This is a genomic window from Mesorhizobium sp. WSM1497, assembly GCF_001672455.2.
Taxonomy (GTDB): Bacteria; Pseudomonadota; Alphaproteobacteria; order Rhizobiales; family Rhizobiaceae; genus Mesorhizobium; species Mesorhizobium ciceri.
In genome coordinates, this window is the sequence record NZ_CP021070.1 from 1,963,956 (window position 1) to 1,982,104 (window position 18,149).

At 62.9% G+C, this 18,149-nt stretch carries 16 protein-coding genes; 6 read left to right on the plus strand and 10 right to left on the minus strand.

Annotation, left to right across the window (positions count from 1 at the left end; all coding sequences use genetic code 11):
* Nucleotides 1-111 precede the first annotated feature (111 nt).
* From A9K65_RS09630 to A9K65_RS09655, 6 genes are all read left to right on the plus strand, one after another.
* Nucleotides 112-906 carry an ABC transporter permease subunit gene (locus tag A9K65_RS09630; RefSeq protein ID WP_224621361.1) on the plus strand — a complete coding sequence of 265 codons (795 nt, stop codon included), beginning with the start codon at nucleotides 112-114 and terminating at the stop codon, nucleotides 904-906.
* The gene (locus tag A9K65_RS09635; protein ID WP_013529687.1) at nucleotides 903-1,694 is read left to right on the plus strand and encodes an ABC transporter permease; all 792 of its coding nucleotides are present in this window, start codon (nucleotides 903-905) and stop codon (nucleotides 1,692-1,694) included. The genes A9K65_RS09630 and A9K65_RS09635 overlap by 4 nt, the downstream gene beginning before the upstream one ends.
* Nucleotides 1,695-1,710: 16 nt before the next feature.
* Complete coding sequence (locus A9K65_RS09640) at nucleotides 1,711-2,775, plus strand: ABC transporter ATP-binding protein (RefSeq protein WP_013529688.1); 1,065 nt, start codon at nucleotides 1,711-1,713, stop codon at nucleotides 2,773-2,775.
* A gap of 262 nt (nucleotides 2,776-3,037) precedes the next feature.
* Nucleotides 3,038-4,588, plus strand: a complete 1,551-nt coding sequence (locus A9K65_RS09645) for a sodium:proton antiporter (RefSeq protein ID WP_027161381.1) — start codon at nucleotides 3,038-3,040, stop codon at nucleotides 4,586-4,588.
* 166 nt (nucleotides 4,589-4,754) lie between these two features.
* Complete coding sequence (locus A9K65_RS09650; protein ID WP_064995605.1) at nucleotides 4,755-5,657, plus strand: endonuclease/exonuclease/phosphatase family protein; 903 nt, start codon at nucleotides 4,755-4,757, stop codon at nucleotides 5,655-5,657.
* Nucleotides 5,654-6,499: an EamA family transporter gene (locus tag A9K65_RS09655; protein WP_013529691.1), complete on the plus strand. Its 846-nt coding sequence runs from the start codon at nucleotides 5,654-5,656 to the stop codon at nucleotides 6,497-6,499. The genes A9K65_RS09650 and A9K65_RS09655 overlap by 4 nt, the downstream gene beginning before the upstream one ends.
* 8 nt (nucleotides 6,500-6,507) lie before the next feature.
* On the opposite strand, the gene A9K65_RS09660 is transcribed toward A9K65_RS09655, so the two are convergent.
* The 10 genes from A9K65_RS09660 to A9K65_RS09710 all read right to left on the minus strand — a co-directional run bounded on the left by A9K65_RS09660 (nucleotide 6,508) and on the right by A9K65_RS09710 (nucleotide 18,147).
* Nucleotides 6,508-7,725, minus strand: a complete 1,218-nt coding sequence (locus A9K65_RS09660) for an MFS transporter (protein ID WP_024502755.1) — start codon at nucleotides 7,723-7,725, stop codon at nucleotides 6,508-6,510.
* 164 nt (nucleotides 7,726-7,889) lie between these two features.
* Entirely contained in the window at nucleotides 7,890-8,198 is a 309-nt protein-coding gene (locus tag A9K65_RS09665) for a Dabb family protein (RefSeq protein ID WP_013529693.1), read from the minus strand.
* A gap of 17 nt (nucleotides 8,199-8,215) precedes the next feature.
* Nucleotides 8,216-9,844, minus strand: coding sequence for a choline dehydrogenase (locus tag A9K65_RS09670; protein WP_064995664.1), 1,629 nt, complete (start codon nucleotides 9,842-9,844; stop codon nucleotides 8,216-8,218).
* A gap of 12 nt (nucleotides 9,845-9,856) precedes the next feature.
* Entirely contained in the window at nucleotides 9,857-10,615 is a 759-nt protein-coding gene (locus A9K65_RS09675; protein ID WP_013529695.1) for a 3-ketoacyl-ACP reductase, read from the minus strand.
* Nucleotides 10,612-12,114 carry a GMC family oxidoreductase gene (locus A9K65_RS09680; protein WP_064995606.1) on the minus strand — a complete coding sequence of 501 codons (1,503 nt, stop codon included), beginning with the start codon at nucleotides 12,112-12,114 and terminating at the stop codon, nucleotides 10,612-10,614. Before A9K65_RS09680 ends, A9K65_RS09675 begins: the two co-directional genes overlap by 4 nt.
* 88 nt (nucleotides 12,115-12,202) lie before the next feature.
* Nucleotides 12,203-13,318, minus strand: coding sequence for an ABC transporter ATP-binding protein (locus tag A9K65_RS09690; RefSeq protein ID WP_013529698.1), 1,116 nt, complete (start codon nucleotides 13,316-13,318; stop codon nucleotides 12,203-12,205).
* A gap of 4 nt (nucleotides 13,319-13,322) precedes the next feature.
* Nucleotides 13,323-14,267 carry a carbohydrate ABC transporter permease gene (locus A9K65_RS09695; protein ID WP_024502751.1) on the minus strand — a complete coding sequence of 315 codons (945 nt, stop codon included), beginning with the start codon at nucleotides 14,265-14,267 and terminating at the stop codon, nucleotides 13,323-13,325.
* Nucleotides 14,264-15,220 carry a sugar ABC transporter permease gene (locus tag A9K65_RS09700; RefSeq protein WP_024502750.1) on the minus strand — a complete coding sequence of 319 codons (957 nt, stop codon included), beginning with the start codon at nucleotides 15,218-15,220 and terminating at the stop codon, nucleotides 14,264-14,266. Before A9K65_RS09700 ends, A9K65_RS09695 begins: the two co-directional genes overlap by 4 nt.
* Nucleotides 15,221-15,324: 104 nt before the next feature.
* Entirely contained in the window at nucleotides 15,325-16,578 is a 1,254-nt protein-coding gene (locus tag A9K65_RS09705) for an ABC transporter substrate-binding protein (protein ID WP_064995607.1), read from the minus strand.
* 57 nt (nucleotides 16,579-16,635) lie between these two features.
* Nucleotides 16,636-18,147, minus strand: coding sequence for an aldehyde dehydrogenase family protein (locus A9K65_RS09710; protein WP_064995608.1), 1,512 nt, complete (start codon nucleotides 18,145-18,147; stop codon nucleotides 16,636-16,638).
* Nucleotides 18,148-18,149: the final 2 nt, after the last annotated feature.

The window sequence follows — 18,149 nt, forward strand, 5'->3', positions numbered from 1 at the left end:
TCGCTTTCAAATCAGGCATTCGCCACCAAGCCGGTGCCGCCGAAGGAGGCGACCGCCTTCCGCTTGCCGACGCAATGGATCGGCGTGGCGCCGTTCTTCATCTTTGCCCTAATGTTCTTGATCCTGCCCACGCTCTATCTCGTCGTGGGAGCCTTCCGGAACGGTGAAGGCGGGTTCACGCTCGACAATATTCTGCAGCTGGTCAGCGATCCGTCGATCAGCAATTCCTACTGGTCTTCGATCAAGATCAGTTTCTGGTCGGCCATCATCGGGGCGTTTGCCGGGCTCGCCATCGCGATCGCGATCGTGCGCGGCGGACTGCCAAGCTGGACGCGCTCCGCGACCCTGACGTTTTCGGGCGTCGCCTCGAATTTTGCCGGCTTGCCGCTCGCCTTCGCGTTCCTGGCTACGCTCGGCCGTGTCGGTATCGTCACGACGCTTCTGCGTGACGTGCTCAACATCAACATTTACGCGATGGGCTTCAATTTTCTCACCACAACGGGCCTGATCGCGGTCTATCTGTTCTTTCAGATTCCCCTGATGGTGGTCATCATCGTGCCAGCCATCGACGGCTTGAAGAAGGAGTGGGGCGAGGCTGCGGCCACGCTCGGTGCCACGCAGGCGCAGTACTGGCGCATGGTTGTCATCCCTGTGATATGGCCGAGTTTTCTCGGTACGGTCATCCTGTTGTTTGCGAACGCCTTCGGCGCCATCGCCACCGCTTATGCGTTTGCCGGTCCGACGCTTAATATCGTTCCGATCAAGCTCTACTCGCAGATGAATGGCGACGTGCTGCACAACCCGCAACTCGCTTATGCCATAGCCTTTGGCATGATCGTCATCACCGGGCTTGCGAATGTCTTCTACATCTGGTTTCGGACTCGGTCCGAAAGGTGGCTCAAATGAAGTCGGGTAAGTTCTGGGCCTGGGTCGTCTTTGTTGTCGGGGCTGCCTATTTCTTTATTCCGTTGATGGCGACGGTCGAGTTCTCGCTGCGCATGCGGCGCGGCGTCCACTCCTTCGACGCCTATCAAGTCGTGCTGGGAGACGCGCGCTTCCAGTCAACTTTCCTCTTTTCAGTCATCGCTGCGCTCTGCACCATTATCCTGGGGGTGCTGATCGTGGTGCCGGCGGCATACTGGATCCGGCTGCGTCTGCCTCAGCTCAGGCCAATCGTCGAATTCATCACCCTTTTGCCGCTGGTCATTCCGGCAATCGTCATCGTCTTCGGCTATATCAGGATGTACGGCTCGAACTCGCCGCTGCCATTCTTGGCAAGCAATTGGGGTGCGAACGCGTTGCTTGTCATTGGCTATACGACGCTGTCTCTGCCTTACATGTATCGGGCCGTTGACACCGGTCTGCGCACCATCGATGTGCGTACGCTGACCGAAGCCGCGCAAATTCTGGGTGCGGGCTGGGGCACCATCATCACCCGCGTCATCCTGCCCAATGTGCTGATCGCGGTGCTGTCCGGCGCATTCCTGACTTTCGCCATCGTCATTGGCGAGTTTACAATGGCCAGCCTGCTCAGCCGTCCGGCTTTCGGCCCGTATCTGCAGAACATCGGCGCCAACCGTGCATACGAGCCCGCAGCCCTTGCAGTGATCGCCTTCGCCATCACCTGGGGCTGCATGTCGCTGATCCAGATCCTGTCCCGCTTCGCGCCGAAATCGGCGAACCGCCCAAATTGATCGAGAGAACCACGCCATGGCCGACCCATTCCTCTCCATCCAGCACGTTCGAAAATCTTTCGGCGCCACCACGGTGGTGGAGGATTTCAATCTCGACGTAGAGCGCGGCGAATTCGTCTCCTTCCTCGGGCCATCCGGCTGCGGCAAGACGACGGTGTTGCGCATGGTTGCCGGTTTCGAGGAGCCGAGCGCGGGCACGATCGTCGTCAGCGGCAAGGACATTACGAGACTGAAGCCCAACCAGCGCAATGTCGGCATGGTGTTCCAGGCCTATGCGCTGTTCCCGAACCTGACCGTGGCGCAAAATATCGGCTTCGGCTTGAAGGTCGCCGGCATGCCGAGGGCGGACATCGATGCCCGCGTCGCCGAGATGCTCGGCATCATCAAGCTGCCGCAGATGGCGGATCGCTATCCCTACCAGCTCTCGGGCGGCCAGCAGCAGCGCATCGCGCTAGCCCGCGCCATCGCGCCGAAGCCAAAGCTGCTGCTGCTCGACGAGCCGCTGTCGGCGCTCGACGCCAAGGTGCGCGTGTCGCTGCGCGAGGAAATCCGGTCGATCCAGAAGAAGCTCGGCATCACCACCATCTTCGTCACGCACGACCAGGAAGAGGCGCTGTCGATCTCGGACCGCATCGCCGTCATGTATGGCGGCAAGGCCGAGCAGGTCGGCACGCCATTCGAGATCTACAACCGGCCGGCAACCAAGTTCGTCGCCAATTTCGTCGGCACGCTGAATGTGCTGGAAGGCACCGTCACCGATGCCGCCGCGGGCACGGTGCGGGTCAATTCCGAACAGGTCTCGCTCAAGGGCAAGCTCAACGGTTCCAAGTCGGGCGACACGCTGTCCCTGGCGCTGCGTCCGGAAGCTATTTCGCTGGGCCGCCAGCCTGGCCGTGACTCCAGCCTATCCGGAGAAATCTCCGAAGTGCATTTCCTCGGATCGGTCATCCGGGTTCGTGTCGGCATCGGCGGCAACACGGTCTCGCTCGACACGTTCAACAGCCCGGCGACGCCGCCCCCCGCAGTTGGTGAGAAGGCCGAGATCTCGTTTTCTTCGAGCGATATGCTCGTGCTGCACTAGGCTGCTGCGCTTGTTTGGAATGAATGGCTGTATCCCGGTTAGCGAAGGGGGAAGGATGCTTCCGCCCGCGTGGCATGGGCTGCAGTGCAGGGAAGTCCGCGTTTAAGCGAGCCCCATATCAGATGATTTCAATGTTGGTGTGGACGGCGATTTGTCAGGAAGCAATTCGAGGTATTTTCTGCCGGCTCGAGCTTGCCGGGCAATCAACAATTTCCAGCCGCTTTGCCGCTGCCAGAATCTCGCTTCCCGGCTATAAGAGGCCATGGTTCTTTTCGAACTGACACTCGTTCTGCTGTTGATCGCCGTTGCGCTGACGGCGCTGTCGCGGCGCGTGCAGGTTCCTTATCCCTCTTTGCTGGCGCTGGCAGGGGTGGCCATCGCCTTCGTGCCTGGCGTGCCGACCATCGAGATCGACCCGGAACTGGCGCTTGCCCTGTTCATCGCGCCGGTGCTGCTCGACGCCGCCTATGACACGTCGCTGCGCGATCTCAACCGCTACAAGGTGCCGCTTGTGCTGCTGGCGCTTGGTGCCGTCCTTTTCACGACAGCGACGGTGGCGCTGGCCGGCTGGGCGATGGCAGGTCTGCCGATTGCCGCGGCCATAGCGCTTGGCGCCATCGTGGCGCCGCCCGATGCGGTTGCGGCATCGGCCGTGCTTGGCCAGTTCAAGGTGCCGCATCGCATCACTGCCATTCTGCAAGGCGAGAGCCTGCTTAACGACGCCACCGCGCTGCTGATTTACCGAATGGCGATTTCTGCGGCAGCAGGCTCCATTCTGCTGAGCAGCGCCGTTCCGATGATCCTGCTGTCCACGCTCGGCAGTCTTGCGGCCGGCTATCTGCTTGGCCGGTTGTCTCTGATGACGCTGGGCCGGATCGAGGACCCGGCGAGCGGCACTGTGGTGCAATTTGCCGGCACGTTCGGGGTCTGGATCCTGGCCGACAGGATCGGACTGTCGGCCATCATCACCATAGTCGTCTATGCCATGACGATCGCCCGCACCGCGCCGCGCCGCATGCCGGCCAGAAACCGCATCAGCTCTTATTCCGTCTGGGAAACGGCGGTCTTTGTGCTCAATGTTCTGGCTTTCGTGCTGATGGGCCTGCAGGCGCGTACGATCGTCGGCCGGCTTGCCGGGCAGGGGCAGACCGATGCGTTCGTCCTGGCCGGGACAGTGCTCGCCATCGTTATCGTCTCACGCTTCGTCTGGGTTCTGGGGTGCGGCGCGATTATCAGGTGGTTTGACCGTTTCGGCGTGGCTGATCGTCAGCGTGACGCTCCGTCGTTTCGTGGCGGCGTGCTGATCGGCTGGTGCGGGATGCGCGGTTTGGTGACGCTTGCGGCGGCATTCGCCCTGCCGGCTGAATTCCCGGCCCGCGACCCGATCGTGCTCGCTGCCTTCACGGTCGTCCTCGGCACGCTGGTGCTGCAAGGCATGAGCCTGAAGCCGCTGCTGCGCCTTTTGAATCTCAATCCTGACGAAACGGTCGATCGCGAGGTTGCGCAGGCGCGCGTTGTGGTCATGCAGGCGGCGCTCGACATATTGAGCGGCAAGACATCGGATGCTGCGGCCGCGGTGCGCGAGCAATATGCCGCTCAACGCAAGATCGCCAAAAACCCCGACGATGCCCAGGCGGCGACCGAATATGACCGCTTGCGTCTTTATGCGATCAAGAGCCAGCGCGACGCGCTGGAGGAATTGCGCCGCAACGGGACGATTGGCGACGAAGCCTATCATCGCCTTGAGGAAGAGATCGACTGGACCGAACTGGCCGCGTCGCCACCCGGCCGGTTCCAGCCGCTGAATACTTGAGGCATCGCACGCCGTTTTCCGGCGCACGGAAAATACCGAAGTGCTTCGGGATCGGTGCATGATCCCGGTCAGGGGCAAGGCTGGTCCAAGCCACGTCCATTCTCCTGCACATTGCAACCGTGGCATCGAACCGCTACTGCCAACACGAAATTGAGCCGGATAAGCAATGAAGCTGGTCAGCTACAACATCCAGTACGGGTTCGGCAGCGACGGGCGCTACGATCTTTCGCGCGCCGCGCGCATCGTTGCCGGCGCCGACATCATTGCACTGCAGGAAGTCGAGCGTCACTGGCAGCGCAGCAATTTCGACGATCAGCCGGAACTGCTTTCCAGCCTGCTGCCCGACTATCACTGGGTCTATGGCCCGGCCTTCGACATGGACGCCAGCGAGCGGCATGACGGCCGTCTGGTCAACCGGCGCCGCCAGTTCGGCACCATGGTGCTGTCGAAACTGCCGATCGTCTGGTCGCGGCTGCATGCGCTGCCGATGCGCCGCACGCAGCGGCCGCTCAACACCCGCAATGCAGCACTTGAATGCATGATCCGCACGCCGGCAGGGCCGGTGCGGGTGTTGTCGCTGCATCTCGCCCATATCGCGGCCGAGGAGCGGCTGGAGCAGATCGACTATCTCCTGGCCGAGCATCGCCGGGCACCGTCCGACGGCGGGCCGTGGAGCGGCGTCGACGACGAGCCCACGCGCAACTGGACCAGCGGCGAAGCGGAGCCGGAAAACCCGCTGGCGGCGATCTGGATGGGCGATTTCAACATGGAGCCGGGCAGCGCCGAATATCGCCGCATCGTCGGCAGCACGCCCTACCATCGGGGTGCCGCCTATCTCAGCGGTTTCGTCGATGCCGCCGCCGTTGCCGGGGAGCCAGTTCCGGACTTCCACACCCATGTGAAGACCATCGACGGCAGATTGGCAAAGCGCCGGCTCGACCATTGCTTCGTCGGCGGCATGTTCGCCGGGCGGGTGCGTTCGATCTGTGCCGATATCGACGAGGTTGCGTCGGATCATTTTCCGTTGCGGGTCGACATCGACCTGGAAACGCCCGGCATTGCCACATGACGCTTTTCGTCTTTTTCGCAGTGCTTGCCGCCGCCGCCATGCACGCGATCTGGAACGCGCTGGTCAAGGTCCATCTCGACCGCTTCCTGTCGATCACGCTGATGACGCTCGGCATGGGCGCGGCGGCACTCGTGGTGCTGCCCTTCGTCGAAGTGCCGAAGGCGGAGGTGTGGCCCTACATCATCGCCTCCGTCATTTTCCACATGGGCTACCGCACCTTCCTGATCGGCGCCTACAAGGCCGGCGATTTCGCCCAGACCTATCCGCTGGCGCGGGGCACCGCACCTCTGCTCTCGGCCTTTGGCGGCATGTTCGTCGTTGCCGAGATTCCCGGCCCGTTCGCCATGCTCGGCATCTTCCTGTTGTCGGCCGGCACGCTGGTGATGTCGTTTCGTGGCGGCGCACATCTGGAAAAACTCAATCTGCGCGCGGTTGGCTTCGCACTGGGCACTTCCATCTTCATTGCCAGTTACACGCTGTCCGACGGCAGCGGCGCGCGGCTGGCGGCAACCGCGCAGAGCTATGCAGCCTGGCTGTTCATCTGCGATGCTTTTGGCGCCTTGGTGCTGTGCCTCATCTTCCGCGGGCCGAAGGCGCTGCCGGTGTTGGCGCGCGACTGGAAGGCAGGGCTGTTCACGGGCGTGCTCAGCGGCGCCGCCTACTGGATCGTCATGTGGGCGATGACCAAGGCGCCGATCGCCTCCGTGGCCTCGCTGCGCGAAACCTCGATCCTGTTTGCCATGATGATCTCGGTCTTCGCTCTCGGCGAAAAAATGACCGGCTGGCGCGGTGCCGCCGCGCTCAGCATCGTCGCCGGTGTCGTTGCGCTCAGGCTCGGCTGATTTCGACCCTAATTGAGCACGGTCATCAGCTGGCCACGTCGTTCCGGACTGAAACGGATGACGACGATGATGCAGATGGCGACCACGCCTGCGAACAGCGCCAGGGCATAGCCATAGCTGCCTCCGGCGCTTTCCGCGATTCCTGCCTGATAGGGGCCGCCATAGGACGCGGCGAGATTGCCCGCCTGATAGATAAAGCCGGGCAAGGTCGCCCGCACCGCTCCGGGCGAAAGCTCGTTGAGGTGCACGGGGATGACGCCCCAGGCGCCCTGGACCGCGACCTGCATGACGAAGGCGCCGATGGCGAGCATGAACGGCGTGGTCGAGTAGGCCCATAGCGGGATCGACGGCAAGGCGATCAGGCAGGCCAGCGTGATGGCGTTGACGCGGCCGATCTTTTCGGACAGCGCGCCGAACGCCAGGCCGCCGACGATGGCGCCGATATTGGCGACGATGGTGATCCAGCTCACCGTATGCGGATCGAAGCCGTGCTGCTTCTTCAGGAAGGTCGGGTAGAGGTCCTGCGTGCCATGACTGAAGAAATTGAAGAACATCATCAGCACGACGGCATAGAGCGCGACACCCCAGTGTTTCTGCAGGGTTTCCCACATGCCCGGTCGAGCCGTCTTCTGCGCTTCGACGAAGGCCGGCGATTCCGGCACATGCGAGCGGATGAAGAGCACAATCAGCGCCGGCACGAAGCTGAGCAGGAACATGGCGCGCCAGCCGATCGTGTAGCCGCCGATCGTCTGCTGATAGAGCAGGCCATAGACCACCGCCGCCAGCAGATAGCCGGCCGGATAGCCGCATTGCAGGATGCCGGAGACCATGCCGCGTGCGCTCGGCGGAATGGATTCCATGGCCAGCGAACTGCCAAGCCCCCATTCGCCGCCCATGGCGATGCCGAACAGCGCACGCAGGGCGAGGAAGATGCCGAGATTGGGCGAGAAGGCGGCCAGCGCGCCGATCACCGAATAGCTCACGATGTTGAGCATGAGGATCGGCTTGCGCCCGTATTTGTCGGCAAGCATGCCGAAGAAGAACGCGCCGATGAAGCGTGTGGCCAAGGTCAGGAACAGCGCCTTGGAGACCGCGGGCACGTCGGCGTGGAATTCGGTCGCGATATCGGTGAGCAGGAATGTCAGAAGGAAGAAATCGAAAGCATCGAGCGTCCAGCCCAGGAACGAGGCGAGGACGGTCTTCTTCTGCTGCGAATTAAGGGGCAAATCTTCCTCCTCCACCATCATCGATGTGAGGAATTATCAGCCAGTTCAGGGAAGACCGGTGGTCACTTTTTCGCGCGGCTCATTTGATCGAACGCCCGCTGAGGTGCAATGAGGAGCGACCGGTGCCATCTGTCGATGAACTCGATCGTGGCTTGACGGTGAGTCTAGATTTCGAGATCAAACACCATCAGCCCGTCCGTGCCGCCTTCCAGGGCAGCGACCAGGCGTGCGCCGGCGCGCTGGTGCGCTTCATGCACAAGATAGGCATCGCGCGCGGCAGCATCGCGGAAGTCGATGGTGAAGCCATGGGTGAAGCCGCGTGCGAACGGCTCCGGGCTGACATTGGCGCTGAATTTTACGGCGTCCATGCCGTCGATCAGCTGTCGCAGCGCCTCGAGATCGGCATGGACCGCCGTGCGCTCGGTAGCGGCGACATCATTGCGAAATCTAGCGAAAACACAGTGCCTGATCATGTCTTGCTCCTCAGCGGCTAAGCAGCCCGGTTTCCGGAAAACACCGCCGGCGGCAGCGGCTCGCGGCCGAGGACCAGATCGGCTCCTTTTTCACCGACCATTATTGTCGGCGCATTGGTGTTGGATGAAGGCACGCGCGGCATCACCGAGGCGTCGCAAACGCGCAGGCCCTCGATGCCGCGCAACCGCAGATCCGGTGTCACCACGGCCATGTCGTCATGGCCCATGCGGCAGGTGCCAACCGGGTGATGGTCGGTTTTGGAGGTGCGGCAGGCATAGTCGAACAGCTCGTCGTCGCTGGCGAGCGACGGCCCGGGCAGCACTTCGCGCAGCACGTAAGGGGCAAGCGCCTTCTGTCGCATGATCTGGCGCGCCAGTCGCAGCCCCTTGATCGACATGGCGCGGTCATAGGGATCGGACCAGTAGTTCGGATCGATCAGCGGGTGGTCGGACGGGTCGGCACTCTTCAGCCGCACCGTGCCGCGTGAGCGCGGCCGCAGGAAGGCCGAGTTCAGGGTGACACCTGGATTGTTGAGCTTCTCGACGCCGGCCTCGATGCCGGATCCCAAGCCGAGATGGAACTGAATGTCGGGCGAGGCGGCGGTCGGGTCGGCGTACCAGAAGCCGCCGGTCTCGAACAGGCTGGAGGCCACCGGGCCTTTCTTCAGCAGCAGATATTGCAGACCGGCCCAGGCCGTGCGGTGCAGCTTGGCGTAGTTGTCATAGGTGTGATCGCCGGTGCATTCGGCGATGACGAACAAATCGAGATGGTCCTGCATGTTGGAGCCGACGCCGGGCAGGTCATGCACCGGCGTCACGCCGACCGACTTCAGATGGTCTGCGGGGCCGATCCCCGACTGCATCAGGAGCTTCGGCGAGCCGATGGCGCCGGACGAGACGATCACCTCGCGTTCGGCGCGCAGGATTTTCTTCTCGCCGCCCGGCCTGTCGACCACCTCGACGCCGATAGCGCGACCGTTCTCGACGACGATGCGCGTCACCAGCACATCGGTTCGGACGGTCAGATTCTTGCGGGCGCGGATCGGCTTCAAATAGGCGACTGAAGCGGACGAGCGCCGGGCATCCTTCTGGGTCAGCTGGTAGTAGCCGACGCCTTCCTGGGCAGCGCCGTTGAAGTCCGGGTTGAAGGGGATGCCCATCTCCTGGCCGGCACGGAAATAGGCCTCGCAGATAGGCAGCGGCGAAATCGGGTTGGACACGCCGAGCGGGCCCTGGTCGCCATGAAAGTCGTTGGCGTAGCGCTGGTTGTTTTCGGCGCGCTTGAAATAGGGCAGCACGTCGCGATAGCCCCAGCCGGCGAGGCCTTCTTCCTTCTCCCAGGCGTCGTAGTCGCGGGCATTGCCGCGCGTGTAGATCTGGGCGTTGATGGACGAGCCGCCGCCGACGACCTTGGCCTGCGTGTACCAGAAGACGCGGTCCTTCATGTGCTTTTGCGGCACGGTCGACCAACCCCAGGAAGCAATGCCTTTGGTCATCTTGGCGAAGCCCGCCGGCATGTGGATGTAGGGGTGCCAGTCCTTGCCGCCGGCTTCCAGCAGCAGGACCGAATTGCTGGGATCTTCGCTCAGCCGGTTGGCCATAACGCAGCCGGCAGGACCGGCGCCCACGATGATATAGTCAGTCATTTCCTGATCCATTCATAGCCGTGGCACCGAGAGCGCGCCGTCGACATTGATGATCGAGCCGGTCGAAAAGCCGAGCTTGCCGCCGGCGAGCGTCGCCACCACCGCGCCGATGTCCGATGCTTCGCCCCAGCGTTTGGCCGGAACCAGGCCGCCGTCGATAAGGGCGTCATATTTGGCGGTCACGCCTGAGGTCATGTCGGTGCGGATGATGCCGGGCCGGACTTCGAAGACGCCGATGTTTTCAGGCGCAAGCCGCAACGCCAGGTTCTTCACCCACATCGAAAGCCCGGCCTTCGAGATGCAGTAGTCCGGCCGTTCCGGCGACGCCATTTCAGCACTGACCGAGGTGATGGTGATGATCGATCTCTGATCGCCTGGCGCAGCCAGCATCGCCTTGGCGACAGCCTGGCTGAGGAAGACGGTGCCGCGCAGGTTGATGCCCAGCGTGCGGTCGAAATTCTCCGGCTTGAGGTCCAAGAGGTCACCGCGCACCACGGCGCCGACGCCGGCATTGTTGACCAGGCAGTCGATGCGGCCGAAGGCGCGCATCGCGGCATCGACAAGTGCTGTATGGGTGTCGAGGTCCGCGATGTCGCACCTGACATAGGCGAATTTTGCGCCACGCTTGGCGATGTCGGGGGCAAGTCCGTCAGCGGCTGTTTCGGCAAGGTCGGCGACCAGAATATCGAAGCCGGCATCCGCCAGTGCCTGGGCGCAGGCGAGGCCGATGCCGCGCGCGCCGCCGGTGACGATGGCGGCGGGGCGGGTCATGCGGCGAGGTCCGTCTTGCGGATGTGGTCAGCAACGCGCAGCGCTTGGGCTGCAATCGACAGCGCTGGGTTGACCGCCGCCGAGTTCGGCAGGAAACCGGCGTCGACGACGAACAGGTTCCGGTGGTCGAAGGAGCGGCAGTAGGGGTCGAGCGCCGCCGTCGCCGGATCGTCGCCCATCTTGATCGTGCCGCATTGATGCGACGGCGTGCGCTTGTCGAAGGGGCGCGACAGCACGATGGGATAGCCGCAGGCGCGGAAGTTTTCGCGCATTACCTTGTTCAGCCCGTCGAGCGACTGCATGTTGGAGCGCCGCCACTGCATGATGATGTCCTTGCCGTCGACCATGATGCGGCTTTCCGGGTCGGGCAGGTCTTCGCACATAAGGTACCAGTCGACGGCGTGGCCGGCCATGAAGTCGAGCGCGAATCCCGGCGTGTACTTGACATTGGCCCGCAGCATGTTGCCGTCGATCTTGCCGAGCAGTTGGACGTTCCCCAGCGGCTTACCGCCCTTGCCGTCGGACAGATAGTAGTCGTTGAGCATCAGCGTCTTCTGGTAGACGGCATCGTTGCGGCGGCGCGGATCGATCGCCAGCATGGCGCTGGAATTGTGGTTCATGAAATTGCGCCCGACCTGATCGGAGCGGTTGGCAAGGCCCTTGCCATCAGGAGACGGTGATCGCAGCAGGATGACGGCGGAATTGACCGCGCCAGCGGAGAGGATGACCAGTTTCGGCGCGACCTTTTTCAGCTCACCATTCTGCCGATAGTGGATGGCAGCAATGGTTTTGCCGTCGGTCGATGCCTCCAGGTACTCGAGATAACAGCCGGTCTCGAGCCGGATGTTGGTGTCCTTCAGGGCCGCCGTCAGCGGTCCTGTCTGCGCGTCGACCTTGCCCTGGCCGGTGTTGGGAAACGCATCCCAGCCGGTCTTGCCCTCTTTCAGCCAGGTGTCGATGTCGACGCCGAGCGGCAGCGAGGCCGGATGCAGGCCGAGGTTTTTCAGCTCGGCGCGGGCGCGGGCGATCGGCGCCTCGTCGGGCACCGGCTTGTAGGCGTAGGGGATCGAATGGAACGGCTCGGTCGGATCCTCGCCCAGTGCACCGCGCACGCGAAACAGCTGTTCGGCTTTCGAATACCAGGGCTCGAATTCCTCATAGGAGAACGGCCATGCCGGCGAGACCCCGCCAAAGTGCTCCATGGCGGCGAAATCTTCCTTGCGGTAGCGGATCAGCACCGCGCCATAGAACTTCGAATTGCCGCCGACATAATAATAATTGCCGGGGTTGAAGGCGGCGCCGCCGGCCTCACGCCACATCTCCTTCGGCCTATAATGGCCGTCGACGAAGATCGAGCGCGTGTCGCGCGCGTGCGGCGTCGCCGGCAACGGCTCGCCGCGCTCGAGCATCAAGATCGAGGCGCCGCTGCCGGCAAGGCCGGAAGCGATCGTGGCGCCGCCGATGCCGGAGCCGATGATGACGATGTCCGGATTTCTCATGGCCTAAATCGCGTCCCGACGCGCTTTAGTTTTTTGTTTTGATGCATGTCGTTGCCCCAAAACCGGATCCACTTTTGGGCGACATACATCAGCGAATACGGGTCTCGGTCGCCGGATCGAAGAACACCGCCTTTGTCAGGTTGAAGGCGAGCGGCGTGTTGGTGCCCGGCTGAATGTTGGCGTCGGCGCGCAGCCGCGCCACCACGCCCTTGCCGCCGAGATTGGTGACGGCGAAGGTGTCCGAACCTGCCGGCTCGACGACCTCGATGTGACAGTCCGCGGTTGCGATGTGCGAGGCGTTGCGCTCGGCACCTTCCGGATCGGTCAGGGCTTCGGGACGGACACCGAAGATGATCGGCTTGCCCTGGAATGCCGACAGGCCCGCCGGCGCATTGGCCATCGGCAGGTTGATCGGCTCGCGCGCCTCGCGCTGCAGCACGACGGACAACGCATTGCCTGACGTACCGATCGTCGCCGGGATCAGGTTCATCGCTGGCGAGCCCATGAAGTCGGCGACGAAGAGATTGCTCGGGTTGTTGTAGATTTCGGCCGGCGTGCCGAACTGCTGCACCTCGCCGTCGCGCATCACGGCGATCTTGGTCGCCAGCGTCATCGCCTCGATCTGGTCGTGGGTGACGTAGACGATGGTGGTGCCGGTGGTGGCATGCAGGCGCTTGATCTCGATGCGCATGTCGACGCGCAGCTTGGCGTCGAGGTTGGACAAAGGCTCGTCGAAAAGGAACAGTTTGGGGTCGCGCACCAGCGCCCGGCCCATGGCGACGCGCTGGCGCTGGCCGCCCGAAAGCTGGCTCGGCTTGCGCTGCAAGAGGTGGCCGATCTGCAGCACCTTGGCCACCTTGTCGATCGCCTTCTGGCGCTCCGCCGCCGGCACGCCGCGCATCTCCATGCCGAAGGAGATGTTTCCGGCCACCGTCATGTTCGGGTAGAGCGCATAGCTCTGGAACACCATGGCGATGTCGCGCTTGGAGGGGTGCAGATCGTTGATGGCGCGGCCGTCGACCCGGATTTCGCCCGAGGTGATCGTCTCCAGGCCGGCGATGGTGTTGAGCAAAGTGGACTTGCCGCAGCCGGAAGGGCCGACCAGCACCAGGAAACCGCCTTTCTCGAGCTCGACATCGATCCCTTTCAGGATCTCGACCTGGCCGAAGCGCTTTCTCAGACCATCAATTTCCAGAAAAGCCATCAGATCATCCTTTGACGGCGCCAGCCATGAGACCGCGCACGAAGTAGCGGCCGGCGAGCACATAGACGAGAAGGGTGGGCAGTGCCGCGATCATCGCGGCGGCCATGTTGACGTTGTATTCGACGACGCCGGTCGAGGTGTTGACGACGTTGTTGAGCGCCACCGTCATCGGCATCGCGTCGCCGGTGCCGGCGTAAGCCGAGGCGAACAGGAAGTCGTTCCAGATGTTGGTGAACTGGTAGATCACGGTAACGACGAAGATCGGCATCGAGTTCGGCAGCATGATGCGGCGGAAGATCTGGAAGAAGGATGCGCCGTCGACCTGTGCCGCCTTGACCAGTTCGGTCGGAAACGCCTCGTAGTAGTTGCGGAAGAACAGCGTGGTGAAGCCGATGCCGTAGACGACGTGGACGAAGACCAGGTTGACCGTCGGGTTGCCGAGACCGAAGCTCGTTCCGACCGAGTTCTGCAGTGTGACGCCGAAGCGGCCGAGGCTGCCGAGGATGGTCGCCATCGGCAGCAGCACCGACTGGAACGGAATGAAGCAGGCGAACAGCATCAGCCCGAACACCAGCGTCGCGCCGCGAAAACGCCATTTGGTCAGAACGTAGCCGTTCAGCGCGCCCAGCATGGTCGAAATCAGAACGGCCGGAACCACCATCTTGATGGAGTTCCAGAAATAGCCCTTGATGCCGGCGCAGGTGAGGCCGACGCAGGTCTCGCCCCACGCCTTCAGCCACGGGTCGAAGGTCGGCGCCTTGGGCAGCGCCAGCATGTTGCCGTTCTGGATCTCGTCCATGGTCTTGAACGAAGTCACCAGCATGACGAACAGCGGCATCAGGTAAAACAGCGCAAACAGCGCCAGCAGCCCGTAGATGACGATGCGGTTGATGACCTTGACGTTGACGCCGCCGGAGGCCTGGCGGGCGGGAGTGGTGACGGCGCTCATCGCGGCTTCTCCCGCAGTTCCGAATAGAGATAGGGCACGATGATGGCGACGATGGTCATCAGCATGATCACCGCACTGGCCGAGCCGACGGCCATTTCGTTGCGCTTGAACGTGTACTCATACATGAAGTTGGACGGCAGCCATGCCGAGCCGCCGGGCCCGCCGCTGGTCAGTGCGACCACGAGATCGTAGGACTTGATGGCGAGGTGCGCGAGCACGATGAATGCCGACAGGAAGATCGGCCGCAGCAGCGGGATGACGATGCGGCGATAGAGCTGGAAGGTGGTGGCGCCGTCGATCTGCGCCGCCTTCATGATCTCGCCGTCGATGCCGCGCAGGCCGGCCAGGAACATCGCCATGATGAAGCCGGAGGCCTGCCAGACGCCGGCAATGACCACCGTGTAGATGACGAAATCCTTGTTCTTGATCCAGTCGAAATGGAAGCTCGTCCAGCCCCACTGATGCAAGGTCTGCTCGAGACCTAGGCCGGGATCCAGGAACCATTTCCAGGCAACGCCGGTGACGATGAAGGACAGCGCCATCGGATAGAGATAGATCGGCCTCAACACGCCTTCGCCGCGGATCTTCTGGTCGAGCAGGATGGCCAGGAACAGGCCGAGCGCCAGGCAGATTGCGATGTAGAGGAAACCGAAAATACCCATATTGGTGATCGACGTGTACCAGCTCGAGGGCGGGTCGGTATCGAAGGTCCAGCCCCACAGCCGCTGATAGGCGCGCGAGCCGGTTAGGACATAGGACGGGAAGGTCTTGGAATTGGTGAAGGACAGATAGATCGTCCACAGGATGAAGCCGTAGACGAAGACGATGGTGATGGCGAAGCTCGGCGCCAGCACGATCTTCGGCAATGCGTCCTGCAGGCGCGAGCGCACCGAGGCGCGTGGCCGCGCATGCTCCGGCGTCAGCTTGATCTGGCTTGTCGCTACCGTGCTCATGGGGCTCCTCCCGTCGACTCGCGGCCAACCAGCTTCGCGGATCTATGTTCGCGGATCTGGGCCTTCCCCGCCGGAGCGGGGAAGGCGTTTTTGGCGCGTGGCGCTTACTTGGCGTCGTCGATCGCCTTGACCAATTCGGTCACGGCTTCGTCCGAGGTCTTGATCTGACCATGGACGAATTTGGAGACGACATCCTTATAGGCATTGGCGACCGCCGGAGGCGCGCCATAGCCCTGGGCCAGCGAGCCGAACAGCGTGCCGCCTTCATTGGCTGCCTTCAGGTCGGCGATGCCCTTCTTGCCGCAAGCGTCGAAGTCGGTGTCCGGAACATCGGTACGGGCCGGGACCGAACCCTTGACGACGTTGAAGGCCGACTGGAAGCTCTTCGACAGGGTGGCGGTGGCCAGTGCGACCTGGGCGGCCTTGCGGTCGTCGGGAACATTGAACATGCCGAACATGTCGGAGTTGTAGATCACCGAGCCGTCGGTGCCCGGGAAGCGATAGCACAGGAAGTCGGTGCCCGGCGTTTTCTTGGCGGCGTTGAACTCGCCCTTGGCCCAGTCGCCCATGACCTGCACCAGAGCATCGCCCTTGATGACCATGGCGGTGGCAAGGTTCCAGTCGCGGCCCGAGAAGTTGGGATCGACATAGGTGACGAGCTTGGCCAGATTGTCGAACGACTTCTTCATCGTGTCGGACTTCAGGGACTCGTCATCGAGGTCGTTGAAGGCCTTCTTGTAGAACTCGGGTCCGCCGGTCGACAGCACGACGGAGTCGAACATGGTGGCTTCCTGCCAGTTCTGGCCGCCGAGAGCGAGCGGGATCACGCCTGCCGCCTTGGCCTTGTCGAGCAGCGCAACGAAGTCGTCGAAAGACTTCGGCTCGGTGCCGCCGATCTTGTCCATGACGGCCTTGTTGATCCACAGCCAGTTGACCGAGTGAACATTGACCGGCGCCGCGACCCACTTGCCGTCATAGACCGAAAACTTCTGCAGGGCTGCCGGAACGGACTTGTCCCAGCCTTCCTTCTTCGCCGTTTCGGTCAGGTCGCCCATGACGCCGGCGGCTGCATAGTCGAGCACGGTGTAGCCGAGCATCTGCGAGGCGGTCGGATAATTGCCGGCCGCGACCATCGCCTTCAGCGCGGTCATGGCGGCATCGCCGCCGCCGCCGGCCACCGGCACGTCCTTCCAGGCATAGCCTTCCTTGGCCAGATCACCCTTGAGGACGTTGAGAGCAGCCGCTTCGCCGCCCGAGGTCCACCAATGCAGCATCTGGACTTCCTTGACGTCCTCGGCGTGGGCCGCGAAAGCCAGGCCCGACGCGAGAGCCGTTCCGATAAGCAGTTTGCGCAACATGTACTTCCTCCCTTGTTGCATTACACGACCGGCGGATGCCGCCGGGTTCTTCTCAACTCAGCCGACCCACCACCCGGTGCGCTGGCCGCGATGAAACTGGATTGTCTTTTCCTCGGTATAATCCTCGACGGCGCGTTTGCCGAGTTCGCGTCCGAGACCGGACTGCTTATAGCCTCCGAAGGGCAGCTCGGGATAACCTTCCATGAATGTGTTCACCCAAACGGTTCCCGAACGCACGCCGCGCGCGACCGACATGCAAGTGTCGATGCTGGCGCTCCACACGCCCGCCGACAAACCATAGGGCGTGTTGTTGGCGATGTGCAACGCCTTTTCAATCGATTCAAAAGTCAGCACCGAGAGCACCGGGCCGAACACTTCCTCGCGCGCTATGGCCATGTCCTCGGTGACGCCGCGGATGATGGTGGGATCGAGGTATTGACCGATATTGGAGGCCAATTGCTTGCCTCCGCTGTAGATGCTGCTGCCCTCGGTCGCGGCTGCCGCAACGTAACCGGCCACCTTGGCCAAATGGTCGGACGAGATCATCGCGCCGACCTTGGTTTGGTCATCGAGCGGATCGCCGACCGTGACCCTGGCGGTAAGCGCCTTGACGGTGCTGAGAAAATCGTCGGCGATCGCCTCGTGCACGATCAGCCGGCTGCCGGCATTGCAGCACTCGCCGGCATTGAAGAAGCCGCCGAACACCGCCGCATCGGCGGCCGCTTCGAGGTCGGCGTCCTGGAAGACGATCTGGCCGTTCTTGCCGCCGAGCTCCATCGAGACTTTCTTCAGCGACTGCGCGGCGGACGCCATCGTCATCTTGCCGACGCGGGTGGAGCCGGTGAACGAGACCATTTCGACCAGCGGATGGCTGACCATCGGCGCACCGACATCGGTGCCAAGTCCGGCCAGGATATTGACGACGCCGGCGGGCAGGCCGGCCTGCATCAGGATGTCGCCGAGCACGAAGGTCGAGGCCGAGGTCATTTCGCTCGGCTTGACCACCGCCGTGCAACCGGCGGCGAGCGCGAAGGGCAGTTTCTGGCTGACGATCAGGAACGGGAAATTCCACGGGGTGATGATCGAGACGACGCCGATCGGTTCGCGCAGGACGACACCCAGCATGGCGTCGCCGAGATTGGCGTAGGTTTCACCATGCAGCGTGCGGGCAAGCGAGGCGGCATAGCGCCAGATGTCGACGGCGCCGCCGATCTCGCCGCGTGCCTGGGCGATCGGTTTGCCCGATTCCAGTGCGTCGAGCCGGGCGATCTCTTCCAGCCGGCCCCCGATCAGATCAGCTGCCTTGAGCAGGATCGCGGCACGTTCGGCCGCCTTCATGCGCGGCCATGGACCCGTTTCGAAAGCCCTGTGGGCGGCAAGCACAGCGGCTTCCACTTCGGCCTCACCGGCCTGCGCATAGTGCGAGACGGTGAAGCCGTGGCCGGGGCTGTTTCGAGCAATCGTGCGGCCGTCGCGGGCATCGACATGCTTGCCGTCGATCAGCAGCTTGTAGCCTTTCGGGGCTTCGGCCGCCTCGGCCGGCATGGCGATCTTCAGGGGTGCGTTCATAT